The following is a 13,845-nucleotide window of genomic DNA, read 5'->3' on the forward strand; positions in this document are numbered from 1 at the left end:
GCCGGCCACAAGTGTGACCATCGACACCAATGAAGGCGGTGCTGATGTCACCCCGCCGCCGGTGATCGAGGCAATTGTTGAGGACACGGGTCATGCGAATGATGACGGCATCACCAAGGAAAATGTGATTCTGGTTACGGGTTCTTCTGATGAGGATGACGGAGCCGAGGTTGCCGTAACGATCCGGGATAGCGCCAATGCGGTGGTCGCAACGCTGACGGCGACCGTTTCCGGTGGAGTGTGGTCAACCGGCCAGACCGGTATCCTGAGCGACGGTGCCTATACGATCACAGCCACGCAGCGCGATGCCGCGGGCAATGATCCGTCCGCTGCATCAGATCCGTTCACCATGGTGATCGATACCAATAATGGCGGAGCCAATCCGACGCCCGCACCGACGGTGACGGGAATAGACCAGGATGATGGTCTTGATCCCAATGACGGCATCACGAGCGACCAGACGCTGTACTTCCTTGGTACTGCCGAGGCCAATGCGGTTGTTCATGTTTTCCTGGATGGGGTGGAGATCGGGTCAGTGATCGCCGAACCGACAGGTGCCTGGCGCTACGATCACACCGGTACAACGTTGAATGACGGAGTTTATCAGGTATCCGCACAGCAGGTGGATGCTGCGGGCAATGACGCTTCCCCACGCTCGGAAGAGTTCCAAGTCGTGGTCAGTACCGCGCTTCCGACGGTCTCCATAGAGATGATGTCCAATGATTTTGGCCTTCCGGGAGACTTCATCACCCATGCGACCGAAACGCAGATCAGCGGATCAGCCACACCAAATTCTCTAATCGACATTCAGGTCGACGGAGTTTCGGTCGCAACAGCTGTTGCTGACGGCAATGGGTTCTGGACTTCCGATCTGATCGATCTTTCAGCTTATCAGGTAGGGGATCAGCCCGAAATCACGGCTGTAGCCACCGGGCCGAACGGCAAGACGAATGAAGACGTTCAGGCGATAACCATTGAACGCAATATCTCTGACATCGGGCTGTTGCCGGAGGGTATGGTTCGCAAGCTGGTTGGCGATCATGCAGCTGACCAGTTGGGTAGCAGCATCTCTGCAATTGGCGACATCAACAATGATGGCTTCGAGGATTTTATCGTCGGCGCGAGAGGAGATGATCTGGCCGGAACCAATGCCGGTACAGCCTATGTGGTCTTCGGGAAAGCCGATGGCAGGTTCTTTGAAGGGTCTGTTGCCGATCTGACACCTGAAGACGGCTTCGTCTTCAGAGCATTTGAAGGTGGAAGCCGCTTTGCAGAGACGGTGTCGCGGTTGGGCGATATCAATGGGGATGGCATAGACGATTTCGGGGTCGGCTCCCCCGGCGAAAACGCGCGGAACAGGACAGATTCAGGTGTAGGCTATGTGATCTTCGGCCAGGATTCGGCAGATGCCAGCGCCTGGGGAAGTCTTGAAGGCGGTCGCCAGGTGCTGCGGGCAAGCAACATCCGTGCTGCGCACGGCTTTGTCGCCATGGGGCGTGAGGGCATAAACTCCGACGAAACCCGCGGTGACCAGTTACGCATTGCCGGATATGTCGGTGACATCAACAATGATGGCATCGCCGATATCGTGATGAGTGCACCTGGCGCGGATTTCGGCACGCGGCTCAATTCTGGCGACATCGTGGTGATATTCGGCAAGTCGGGAGCGAATGGATCTGCCTGGGTGACCGATGGAACGCCCGCCCGCCCTACTTACGGCGCTGGCACCGTTTCTTCAGCGAACGGTTTCAACATCACGGGAGATTTCGATCTCGCAAATCTGAATTCCTTCATGAACTCGGCGGGGGACATCAATGGAGACGGCATCAATGATCTCGTTTTCGGTTCCTACAAGGGATCGATAGGGGCCGCAAATTCGGGAACACTGTATGTCGTATTCGGCAAGGCGGGTGCCGGTGGCGGTGCTGCTGTGGGAAATGATTTTGCCAATGCACAGTGGAATGGTCCCCGGCTCAATCTTCGCCAAATGTCTTCATCCGATGGTTTCCTGATAGCCGGCGACACGCCGAATGCCGCCATGCGGCACGGCTGTATCGGCGACCTGAATGGCGACGGAATTGCAGATGTGCACGGGTTCTCCGACTCGGCACTTGGTGGACGGGGAGCTGTCTATGTGGTCTGGGGTCGGACCGATGGCAGCTGGGGCAGTATCGAAAATGGCCGGGCAGTTGTGCGAACAGCCAATCTGGCTCCAGAAGACGGGATGATCGTACGCGGCATCTCCGGCATCAACATCAAATCCGTGTCGGTAGAGGGGGATGTAAACGGCGACGGGCTGGATGACATGGTGATCGGTGCCGAAACATCTTTCGGCAAGGGTGTGGTCTACGTGCTTTACGGGGACAATGACTTCAGCTGGGCGCCAACTGAAAATGGCCGTCGCATCGTAGATCTGATCGATCTGCCCCGAGACAAGGGCTTTCTCATCCGGGGAGAGAGCGACGGCGATTTGACCGGCAGCTCGGTGGATGTCGCCGATCTCAACGGAGATGGATATGCCGACATACTCATGGGTTCGCGTGGCCTGGATGAGGGAGGGCTGGCCGACCGCGGAGCCGCCTATGTCGTGTTCGGTCAATCTGGTGACTTTGCAGTAGGCATAACCGACGTGGGAACGGCGGGTGCAGACTGGCTGGCAGGCACGGACTATGGTGATGTGCTCATTGGTGAGGGCGGTGCCGATCATCTGCTTGGCTTTGGTGGTGACGACATGATTACCATCAGCGATCTCGAATTCGCGAAGATCGATGGCGGGTCAGGCCAGGACGTGCTTCGCCTTGATGGTGGCGGGCTTGATCTCAACCTTTCGGAAATCGAGAACGAAAGGCTGACTGGCATTGATGGTATCGATCTGACCGGTGCTGGCACTGACAGCGTACAGCTGAGCGAACAGGACGTGCTCGACATGTCGGATGCGGGGCTCGTGAAGCTTCGTGGCGACATCGACGACAGTGCCACTGCCTCGGGCTTCACGGATAGTGGCGCTGACCAGACCGAGAATGGCGTCACCTATGATGTCTACACTTCCGGCGCCGCTACGCTCTGGATCGATCAGCAGCTGAGTGTGACGATCTGACCTGGTTTTAATGGCGGCGCGTTCTGTGCCGCCATTTCAGGACCCTTTGCTCCACTCAAAAAAACGCCGGTTCGGCCATTTGGCCACCGGCGTGATGGGAGATCGATGCCCGGCAATCATGGGCATCAGGTTGCCAGAGAATGGTTCGACCCGGCTGCAGCCCCGTGGGCGGGGGGGCTTGGGGGGTACGGAAGCCACATCCGAATCGAACCGTCTCAGGCAACAATTGGATCGTGGCTGCAGAATTTGGCGGGAGATTGGGCAGATCAAGGCGAGAATGTGGTGGCCCATCACCAAATCATTCGCTTCATTTCACGTCGTGAGCCGACCTGTTATCGGTGCAAAGTCTTGCAATCGACTGCATGAGAGGTCACCTTTTACATGACAAACTCATGAAAGGTGCGTGCTTCATGACAGATTTTGCGAGCGGCGAGGACGCTCAGCCATCCTCCAACCTGGTGCGCCTGTCGGAGGCCCGGGCGCAGCGGTTTCAGCCACCGGTTACCTTTCATCGCCGCGAGCTCGACCAGATCCTGCGGCTTTACGGCCAGATGGTGGCCGCGGGCGAGTGGCGTGATTACGCAATCGATCATCAGAAGGATCTTGCGGTGTTTTCGGTCTATCGCAGAACAAGCGAAGTGCCGCTTTTCCAGATCGTGAAGAACCCGAAACTGGCGCGCAAGCAGGGCGCCTATAGCGTGGTCGCAGCCGGGGGCGCGATCCTGAAACGCGGGCATGAACTGCCGCGGGTGCTTTCGGTGTTCGACAAGAAGCTGAAAGTCGTACGCGCCTGAGTGAGGAAGGGGCGGCCCGTGACCGCCCCGTAATGATCAGTTGACCGCGTTGATCGGACCCAGATTGACGAAGATGGTCTCGCCGGAGGAATCGTCCACGCCGTCATTGTCGGTGACGAAATATGCCGTGCCGGCGCGATCGATGGCAAAGCCTTCGATCTTGTCGACCACATAGCCGTTGGTTGCAGCCTTCATGTCGGGCAGAAGGTCGCGCACGAGCGTCTTTTCCACCACCGGCAATTCCCCGCCGAGTTCAGCGGGCTCGAACCCTTCCAGCTCAACCGCGTAAAGTCGCTTGATGCGGGCGGCATCGCCGATCTGGTTGTCACGCTCGACAATATAGAGCTTGCCTTCATGGGCCGTGACTTCGGAAAGACCGACCCAGCCGGCTTCCGGCTTGTCCAGCGGGTAGTGGACGGCAGCCCAGCTTTCATCGGACGGCTTGTAGGTGACGAGCTTGACCAGACCTTCCGCGTCGTCATTCCATTCGCGCTGGATCGCCATGACGAGCATTCTATCCTCACCTTCACCCACAATGGTTACGCCTTCCATCCCGAAGCGCTTTTCCTGGGAGAGGAGGGCTGCGGGCAGGGCGATTTCCTCGCTGATCTCGCCGTCGGCATCAACATGCAGAAGAGCGTGTGGCGTGAGTTTCGCGTTGTTGCCTTCCGAGGCCAGCCAGAAGCCGCCATTGCCGTCGGCCACGATCCCCTCAAGATCAAGCTTCTGGGCCGGATTGCCATTGCGCGTTACCACCAGCTTCCCGGTGATGCGGGCTGGTTTGGTCGTGGCATCTACCGTGAAGATCGCCGGCTGGTTGGTGTAGAAGGAGTCGTTGATGGCATAGAGCTTTCCATCGGTGGCCGGATCGGCGGACAGGCCCGAGAGCGCGCCCCAGCCGATGGGCTGGCCGTCCTTCATCTGCGAAACGATAGTCGGATAGGCGGTTTCGCCGTCCTGAAGCTCGTAGATCATGACGTGGGAACGGGCAGCGCCATCCTCGACCAGATCGGCCTCGTTTGCCGTCACCAGAAGGTTGCGCTGCGGGATCGCAACAAGGCCTTCCGGACCGACGCCAGACGGCAGAACCTGAACGAATTCCGGTGCCTCGCCTGTATCACGATAAACGGCAACGAGCGAAGCGCGCTCGAGAGCGACGAAAATGTAGGTCTCGCCGCCGATTTCGGCGACTTCCAGACCTTCCGGCTCGGCACCCTTGGCGTCGGAGCGCTTGTCGGGATAGTGGCCTGCAAGGGCTGCCTGATGTTCGAGGTCCGATCCGGAATCAAACAGCACGTCTCCGTTTTTGGAGAAGATCGTGAAGCCGCGCGATCCGCCCTGGTAATCGCCCTCATTGGCGGCGACAAAGCGGTCATTGTCCAGCCACTTCACCGCATCCGGTTCGCGGGCGGTTTCCGGCATGGTCTCGGTGAAGAGGATGGCACCGTCGTCCTTGAGATCGATGTTCTGAGCCGAAGACTTGCCTGCCGAAAAGTGGCTGACGATCTCGCCGCTCTCGGCGCTGACAACGGCAAAATGGTTGTTCTCCTGCAGAGAGACAACGATCTCGTTGGCGTCGTTGAAGTCGACAAATTCCGGCTCGGGATCCTGTGCGCCGACTTCGGCAAGACCGGTCAGTTCCACCGTCTTGACGCTGTCGCAATCGGGAGCATTGTTCTCCATGTTGAAGACCTGCAGCACGCCTGCAGGAAGCTGCGGCAGGGCGCCGTCATTCAGATCCTCATCGCGCTCGTTTTCGATGGCGACAGCCAGGAACCGGCCATCCTTGCTGAGAGCAAGCGAATCCGGCTGGCCTGCCAGTTCGCAGGTCATTTCGGCTTCACGTCCCGCAATGTCGATGACGGCCAGCCTGCCGGAGGGTGCGGTGTAGCTTTGCGAGGTGTTGATGCCGGCAAGCGCCTTGTTGCCGGAAACGACGACCGAGGTCGGTTCGCCTTCAAGCTTCACCACGCCACCGGCCTTCGGGTTCTGCGCATCACTGATGTCGACAAAGCCAATGGCACCAAGCGGGCTGTCGGAATAGATCAGGGTGTTGCCGTCGGCGGTCGCTGCGATGATTTCCGACGAGGTTTCGGTCGCCTGATCCATGTCCGCGGGCAGATTTGCCGCGACGGGAAATGTTGCGATGCGATTGAATGCCTGTTCCGCCATTGCGGGACTGGCAGTGCCGGCAAGCAAGGTGGCTGCCATTGCGCCGAGCATGAATTTCCTGGTGTAGTAGCTGGACATTGTCGTCTCCCTCGCCAATTTGAAGATGGCGGAATCTGGAAGACGTGAATTGCAGTTGCGTGACCGGCGATGACAGATCGATGACAGCGCACAACAAGCGCGCGACGCCAGTCATTGCGATACCGGGCAAATGCGGTTATAGGTGAGGCGATTTCCCTACATTGGTGGTTATACCACCGTCCGCCCCGGGAAGGCGGGCGAAGAGAAGGATTTATGCCATGGCCAATACGCTACTCATGCCCAAGGCAACCGCCGTCTGGCTGGTGGACAATACGGCGCTGAGCTTTGACCAGATTGCCGAGTTCTGCAAGCTGCACCCGCTTGAAGTCAGCGCCATTGCCGATGGCGATGCCGCGCAGGGCATCAAGGGCATGGACCCGGTCATCACCGGCCAGCTGACGCGCGAAGAGATCGCGAAGGGCGAGAACAATCCCGATTACAGGCTGAAGCTTTCCGAGCCGAAGGTTCGCGTACCGGAGACCAAGCGCAAGGGCCCGCGCTACACGCCGCTTTCCAAGCGCCAGGACCGCCCCAACGCCATTCTCTGGCTGGTGCGCAATCATCCGGAACTGAAAGACGCCCAGATTTCGCGCCTGGTCGGCACGACCAAGAACACGATCGAGCAGATCCGCAACCGCACGCACTGGAATTCGGCCAATCTCACGCCGATGGACCCGGTGACGCTGGGGCTCTGCTCGCAGATCGATCTCGATATCGAGGTGCAGAAGGCAGCCCGCTATGCTCCGCAGACCGAGCAGACGGACGAGACGCTGCTTCCGGCATCCGAAACCGAGAAGCTGTCGCTTGACGATCAGGCACCGGAAGAGAAGGAGCTGGATGCAGACGCGGTCTTCGCCAAGCTGTCATCGCTTCGCGGCAACACGGATGACGAGGACGACAGCGAAAGCTGATCGTCCCTGCCTGCTCAGCCACCTGCAAACAGGTGACAGGCGCGTTCACGCTTGCCGCCCTCATAAGGGCGCACGGCAGCGTTTTTGAGCAGGTATGAACTCACCGCCAAACCATTCCTAGTGGCCGCGTCAGCTATGACGCGGCCATAATATTTTCCGCCCTCGATATTGCTGATGGTGATGCGGCGGCCGCCAATAAGCTCTTCCAGAACAGTGCGAGAGGTTATGCCGGCGAGCTTTTCAGGTGCGCAGGAGCTTCTGATCTCGGGCGCATCAATCCCGCGCAACCGCACGAGCACCTGCACTGTCTGGCCCGGCCAGATATGAGCACGAGCCTCGAACGTATCGCCATCTAGAACACGAATGACATCCGCGGGTACCGGACCCGGCAGCACATCATCATCGCCTGCGAGGGAGAGAACGGGCTGGCCGAGCAGGATGAGGACGGGAATCAGAAGGCGAAACAGCATGATAGGACCATATTCCTATCATGCCCCCTCTGCAAGCAACTTCAGATCACGCTTGTCAGAAATCCGTCGCGATGCCTTTTACTTCCCAATCGCCATAGCGAACGGGCTCAGGACCCTTGCGGCCGCCCAACTCGCGGGGCATGGCCTTCAACTCCGCCTCACGTGCGGCACGACGCGCTTCGGCTTCTGCCAATGCCCGCCTGGCTGCGGGGGTCAGCGCGCGGGGCGCCTTCTGGTCGGTATCGGCGCCGTTCTGGGGCTTTTCAGGTTCGTTCATCATGAGATCGGCCCAATATTGATAAACAGTCTGCCTCTGGCCATCTATAGGTCAGGTGTCTGCAGGCGTCGAGCATTGCAGACAGGTTTCAGCCGGTGGGGGCTTCTCAGCCTTATTCTGGAGTGTCCTTATGAACATGATGCGCACCGCAATGCTTCTCGCCGTAATGACGGCCCTTTTCATGGGGGTTGGCTACTTGCTGGGCGGGACCGGGGGCATGATGATCGCGCTCGCGATTGCCGCCGCGATGAACCTTTTCAGCTACTGGAATGCGGACAAGATGGTTCTGCGCATGCACCGCGCGCAGGAGGTGAGTGAGCGCAATGCGCCGGAATATTACGGCATCGTGCGCGACCTCGCGAAGAATGCCGGCCTTCCCATGCCCAAGGTCTACATCATCGACAATCCGCAGCCCAATGCCTTTGCGACGGGACGCAACCCCGAAAACGCCGCCGTGGCTGCCACGACGGGGCTTCTCCATGCTCTGAACCATGAGGAAGTGGCGGCGGTCATGGCGCATGAGCTGGCGCATGTTCAAAACCGCGACACGCTCATCATGACGATCACCGCCACGCTTGCCGGTGCAATATCCATGCTCGGCAATTTCGCGCTCTTCTTTGGCGGGGGGCGCAACAACAACAATCCTTTCGGCTTCATCGGCATTCTGGTCGCGATGATCGTTGCGCCTTTCGCGGCGATGCTGGTTCAGATGGCGATCAGCCGGACGCGTGAATATTCCGCCGACCGTCGTGGTGCGGAAATCTGCGGCAACCCGATGTGGCTGGCTTCGGCCTTGCGCAAGATCGCCATGGGTGCGAAACGGCAGGTGAATGTGGATGCTGAGCGCAATCCCGCGACTGCGCACATGTTCATCATCAATCCATTGAACGGACAGCGCATGGACGGCCTTTTCTCCACCCACCCGAATACCGAGAACCGTATTGCCGCCCTGCAGGCCATGGCGCAGGAGATGGGTCCGGCACCGCAAGGCTGGTCCCATAGCGGGTCGCAGCAGAGCGGCCCGTCGGGGCCATGGGGCGCAGGCCCGGCTGGTGATGAACGCCCCGCGCAGAAGCGCGATACCGGCTTCAAGGGGCCGTGGTCGTGAGCAAGGCGCACGGGCGCGAGAACAGGCAAAAGCAAAAACCGGTCTCCAGCAAAAAAAAACCCGGACTTGATGCGCGTCGCGTGGCAACGCGGCTGTTGGGAGCTGTCGTTGATGCGCGGTCTTCCCTTGACGCGCTGACCGACAGCGAGCATGGCCATCCGCAATATGTGGCGCTGGAGCCGCGTGATCGCGCTCTCGTGCGCGCGATGCTGGTGACGGCACTGCGGCGGCGTTGCGGCATCGAAAAGGCGATCACGCAAAGGCTTGACCGGCCCTTGCCGGGCAATGCCCGCTCGCTGAGCCACATCCTGCATATTGGCGCGGTCCAGATATTGTTTCTCGACGTGCCGGACAGCGCTGCGGTTGATCTTGCGGTCACGCAGGCGAAATCCGACCCGCGCAACAGTCGGTTTAGCGCGCTGGTCAATGGCGTGCTGCGCAATATTGCGCGGCGCAAGGATGCCATTCTGACAAAAATTGATGCTGTCATGGATGCGCCGGAATGGTTCGCCGAGCGATTGCGGCAGGCTTACGGGCCAGAGACGGCGGAGGCCATTCTTGCCGCGCATCGCGTGGAAGCGCCAGTTGATTTCACGGTCAAGTCATCCCCTGAGCGCTGGGCGGAGGCTTTCAGCGGTACGGTCTTGCCCAATGGTTCGGTACGGGTGAACAAGCTGGAAAAGGCTGTCCCGGAACTCGAAGGCTTCGAAGAAGGCGAATGGTGGGTGCAGGATGCAGCGGCAAGTTTGCCTGCCATGCTGGTGGATGCAAGGCCCGGTATGCGCGTGCTCGACCTTTGTGCAGCGCCCGGCGGCAAGACGGCACAGCTTGCACATGCGGGTGCCAGGGTCACCGCAGTTGATCTTTCAGCAAGCAGGCTGAAGCGACTGGATTCCAATCTTCAGCGCCTGAGGCTTGAGGCCGAGACGCTGAAGGCAGACGGCCTGACGCTGACGGCGGATGAGCCATATGACGCCATCCTGCTCGACGCTCCGTGTTCCTCGACAGGCACCGTGCGGCGGCATCCGGATGTGCCATGGACGAAGACTCTTGAAGACATCGAGAAACTGGCAGAACTACAGCGCAAACTGCTTGAACATGCCGCAACTCTGGTGCGCACGGGTGGTCGGCTGGTCTTTGCAAACTGTTCGATCGATCCCCTTGAAGGGGAAGAGGTTGTGCGTGCGGTTCTGGCCGGTGAGCACGGATTGGAGCTTTCTCCGATCACGCCATCCGAACTGCCGGGGGCGGCCCATTTCATCACCACGGAAGGCTATCTGCGCACGCTGCCAGGCATAGCGCCTGCGCATGTCGACGAGCTGCAGGCGGTGGATGGCTTCTTTGCCGCAAGGTTCATCAAGCGGTAGCGCGTTTCTGCCCGACATGTTTTGCCTTCGCACAACTGCTTGAATCATATAGAGTCTTGTGCGGATACGGGGCAATTGATTCAAATAGGTGTGGCCAGTGCAGACGGCAGGGAGCCAAGCTCCTGTTCTTTGGGGTCTTGCGGCACGCCAGGCTTGGCGGCGCCTGCGCCGTCGTCTGCGCACGGGCCCGGTCTATCGCTGGCGCTATACGGGACGCACGCCGGAGCGTGTGCTGATCGCGCCCCCCGATCTGCGCCTGGCCGATCCGGAAGTTGCGCGCGAGATCTATCATGGGCGATTTCTGCTTGCGGGGCAGTTGATCGAGACCGGCGGCCAATCGCCTTTTCATCTTGATGTGCGCCACCGCGGCTGGCTTGAGGAGCTTCACGGTTTTCGCTGGCTGCGTCATCTCAATGCGGCCCAGTCGGATCTGGCATCGGCCAATGCACGTGCGCTGGTGGGCGACTGGATAAGCCTTTACGGTCGGCGCATTGGCGGTCTTCCGTGGGACCCGGCGATCACCGCCCGTCGTATTATTGCCTGGCTGCAACATTCGGCCGTCGTCTTGCAAGGCGCGGATCTCGCCTTCTACCGGCTCTATCTGAAGATGCTGGCAATCCAGATGCGCTATCTGCGGGCCATGACGCCAGAAATGGGGGAGGGTGAAGAAAAGCTCAGGGCACGGATCGCGCTGGCTTTTGCCGCACTTTCCCTGCCCACGCCGGTTTCCTCCCTGCGGTCGGCAACGCGCAATCTGAATTTCGAGCTGGAAGAGCAGATATTGCCCGATGGCGGACACATATCCCGCAATCCGCGGGCGGTGATGGAGCTGTTGGCCGATCTTCTTCCGCTACGCCAAACCTATGCCAGTCAGGCCGAACCGCCGCCGCCTGCGCTGCTTGGGGCGGTGGAGCGCATGCTGCCCTGCCTGCGCTTCTTTCGCCACGCAGACGGATCGCTTGCCCGCTTCAATGGCATGGGCATCACCGTTCATGACCGGGTGGCGGCGATCTTGCGTCACGACGATACCGGCGGTGCTCCGCTGCTGCATGCCACCCATTCAGGCTATGAGCGTCTGCATATGGGCGGCACGACGGTTCTGGCCGATACCGCGGCCCCTCCGCCTGCCGAACTTTCGGAAGTTGCACATGCGGGTTGCCTCTCCTTCGAGATGTCGTCCGGCCGCCACCAGTTCATCGTAAATTGCGGTGTGGACAGTTTTGGCGCGGACGCCTTCCGCGCGCTTTCGCGAGCAACGGCTGCACATTCCACGGCCACGATCAACGACACCTCGCAGGCGCGGTTCACGCTAGCCTCCGGTTGGGAGGGCTGGGTCGGCACGCCGCTGGTCGGCGGGCCGAGAAAGGTAGAATGCGAGCGGCTGGATAATGATGGCGTGCATGCCTTTGTGGCGAGCCATGATGGCTATGTCTCACGCTTCGGCCTCGTCCACGAGCGGGAACTGGCGCTTTTGCAGAAAGGCGCGCTGTTGCAGGGCGTGGACCGATTTCACCTGCCTGACGGGACACCGGCTGCGCGTGGTTCCAGCCACTCGATCGCGGTGCGCTTCCACATCCATCCCGATATTGAACTTTTCAAGGATGATGAGGGCCGTCTGATCCTGGCGGGTGAGGCAACCGATACCTGGGTCTTCACCTCAGAGGGGGTCGAGCCGGTTGTGGAGGAATCCATCTTCTTCGCCGCCATTGCCGGACCGACCAGAAGCCGCCAGATCGTGCTTCACTTCAAGGCGGCCGAATGCCCGGAAATCCGCTGGCAGTTTCTCAAGACCAACAGCTTTTCTGCCGCAGGGTAAGCTCAGGCCCGCGGCAGCCTTGATTCGAGGGGGAACTGTGCTAACCCGTGCCCTCGCGAACCTGCCTGCCGACCGGAGTACCCTGATGGCCGTCCAATCCAAGAATATACCCGCCCCTGATCTCGTTCCCGTACGCCGCGCGCTGCTTTCGGTTTCCGACAAGGAGGGCATCGTCGATCTGGCGCGGGCACTGGTGGCCAAGGGTGTGGAGCTCGTCTCGACAGGCGGAACCTCCAAGGCGCTGTCAGATGCCGGTCTGGCCGTGCGCGATGTCTCCGATCTGACGGGCTTCCCGGAAGTCATGGATGGACGCGTCAAGACGCTGCATCCGGGCGTGCATGGCGGTCTGCTTGGCATCCGCGATGATGAAGAGCATCGCCAGGCCATGGCCGAGCACAATATCGCGCCGATCGATCTGGTGGTGATCAATCTCTACCCCTTCGAGGAAGTGCGCTTTTCAGGTGGCGATTATCCGGCAACGGTGGAGAATATCGATATTGGCGGCCCGGCCATGTTGCGCGCGGCGGCAAAGAATCATGCCTATGTCGCGGTGGTGACCGATCCGGCTGATTATTCGCGCGTTCTGGAGGCGCTGGAGGAGGGCGATGGCAAGTTGCCCTATCGCTTGCGTCAGGAGCTCGCAGCAAAGGCCTATGCGCGGACCGCGGCCTATGACAGCGCTATCTCGCAATGGTTTGCCGAGCAGCTCGACATCGAGCAGCCGACATGGCGCGGTTTTGGCGGGCGCCTGAAGGAAGTCATGCGCTATGGCGAAAACCCGCACCAGGCGGCCGGCTTCTATGTCACCGGTGACAAGCGGCCGGGTGTCGCCAATGCGCGCCAGCTTCAGGGCAAGCAGCTGTCCTACAACAATATCAACGACACGGATGCCGCATTCGAGCTGGTGTCGGAATTCGACCCGGCGAAGACCGCTGCCGTTGCCATCATAAAGCACGCCAATCCCTGTGGTGTGGCTGAGGCTACGACGATCGCGGAAGCCTATCGCAAGGCGCTCGCCTGTGATCCGGTTTCGGCTTTTGGCGGCATTATCGCCTGCAACCGCGCCCTTGATGCGGAAGCGGCGAGCGAAATCGTGAAGATCTTCACCGAGGTCATCATCGCGCCGGGTGCCAGTGACGAGGCACAGGAGATCATTGCGGCGAAGAAAAACCTGCGGCTGCTTCTGACGGATGGCATTGCGGATCCCCGCGAAAAGGGTTTGACGGCCAAAACCGTGGCTGGCGGTCTTCTGGTGCAGACGCGGGACAATGGCAGTGTGGACGATCTGGACCTGAAGGTCGTGACCAAGCGCGCGCCAAGCGAGCAGGAAATGGCGGACCTGAAATTCGCCTTCCGCGTCGCCAAGCATGTGAAATCCAATGCCATCGTCTATGTGAAGGATGGTGCGACTGTTGGCGTGGGTGCAGGCCAGATGAGCCGCGTCGATTCCGCCCGCATTGCCGCACGCAAAGCGGAAGATGCCGCGCGCGAGGCCGGTGGCGAGCCGCTCACCAAAGGTTCGGTCGTCGCCTCCGACGCATTCTTCCCCTTCGCCGACGGGCTGCTCTCAGCCGTGGAAGCAGGCGCCACCGCCGTCATTCAGCCCGGCGGATCAATGCGTGACGACGAAGTCATCAAGGCGGCCGACGAGCACGGCATCGCCATGGTCATGACAGGCATGCGCCATTTCCGGCATTAGTTTGCTTTCATAGGAGCGAAAAAAAGGCCCGCATAGCGGGCCTTTTTGCATGCAGA

10 protein-coding genes are annotated in these 13,845 nt (G+C 60.1%); 7 read left to right on the forward strand and 3 right to left on the reverse strand.

The window, feature by feature from the left end; all coding sequences use genetic code 11:
- A partial coding sequence (locus WA367_RS02195) for an Ig-like domain-containing protein (RefSeq protein WP_336055166.1) occupies positions 1-3,097 on the forward strand: 3,097 nt, incomplete at its 5' end.
- 410 nt (positions 3,098-3,507) lie between these two features.
- Entirely contained in the window at positions 3,508-3,891 is a 384-nt protein-coding gene (locus tag WA367_RS02200; protein ID WP_336055167.1) for a DUF2794 domain-containing protein, read from the forward strand.
- Positions 3,892-3,927: 36 nt separating this feature from the next.
- On the opposite strand, the gene WA367_RS02205 is transcribed toward WA367_RS02200, so the two are convergent.
- Positions 3,928-6,141, reverse strand: coding sequence for an esterase-like activity of phytase family protein (locus WA367_RS02205; protein WP_336055168.1), 2,214 nt, complete (start codon positions 6,139-6,141; stop codon positions 3,928-3,930).
- A gap of 218 nt (positions 6,142-6,359) precedes the next feature.
- Between WA367_RS02205 and WA367_RS02210 the strand changes: the two genes are divergently transcribed.
- On the forward strand, positions 6,360-7,052 hold the full coding sequence (locus WA367_RS02210) for a DUF1013 domain-containing protein (RefSeq protein ID WP_336055169.1): 693 nt from the start codon (positions 6,360-6,362) through the stop codon (positions 7,050-7,052).
- A gap of 14 nt (positions 7,053-7,066) precedes the next feature.
- Here the strand turns inward: WA367_RS02210 and WA367_RS02215 are convergent, their stop codons facing one another.
- The gene (locus tag WA367_RS02215; RefSeq protein WP_336055170.1) at positions 7,067-7,522 is read right to left on the reverse strand and encodes a thermonuclease family protein; all 456 of its coding nucleotides are present in this window, start codon (positions 7,520-7,522) and stop codon (positions 7,067-7,069) included.
- Between the two features lie 55 nt (positions 7,523-7,577).
- Entirely contained in the window at positions 7,578-7,802 is a 225-nt protein-coding gene (locus WA367_RS02220) for a DUF1674 domain-containing protein (RefSeq protein WP_336055171.1), read from the reverse strand.
- A 127-nt stretch (positions 7,803-7,929) separates the two neighbouring features.
- On the opposite strand from WA367_RS02220, the gene htpX reads away from it, so the two are divergent.
- The 4 genes from htpX to purH all read left to right on the forward strand — a co-directional run bounded on the left by htpX (position 7,930) and on the right by purH (position 13,789).
- Positions 7,930-8,907, forward strand: a complete 978-nt coding sequence (gene htpX / locus WA367_RS02225; protein ID WP_336055172.1) for a zinc metalloprotease HtpX — start codon at positions 7,930-7,932, stop codon at positions 8,905-8,907.
- Complete coding sequence (locus WA367_RS02230; RefSeq protein ID WP_442935515.1) at positions 8,898-10,274, forward strand: RsmB/NOP family class I SAM-dependent RNA methyltransferase; 1,377 nt, start codon at positions 8,898-8,900, stop codon at positions 10,272-10,274. The genes htpX and WA367_RS02230 overlap by 10 nt, the downstream gene beginning before the upstream one ends.
- A 97-nt stretch (positions 10,275-10,371) precedes the next feature.
- Complete coding sequence (locus tag WA367_RS02235; RefSeq protein WP_336055174.1) at positions 10,372-12,090, forward strand: heparinase II/III family protein; 1,719 nt, start codon at positions 10,372-10,374, stop codon at positions 12,088-12,090.
- An 85-nt stretch (positions 12,091-12,175) separates the two neighbouring features.
- A complete protein-coding gene (purH, locus tag WA367_RS02240) occupies positions 12,176-13,789 on the forward strand; it encodes a bifunctional phosphoribosylaminoimidazolecarboxamide formyltransferase/IMP cyclohydrolase (RefSeq protein ID WP_336055175.1) in 1,614 nt (537 codons plus the stop codon).
- The last annotated feature ends 56 nt before the right edge of the window (positions 13,790-13,845 follow it).

Source organism: Nitratireductor sp. CH_MIT9313-5 (assembly GCF_037029545.1).
Classification (GTDB): Bacteria; Pseudomonadota; Alphaproteobacteria; order Rhizobiales; family Rhizobiaceae; genus Chelativorans.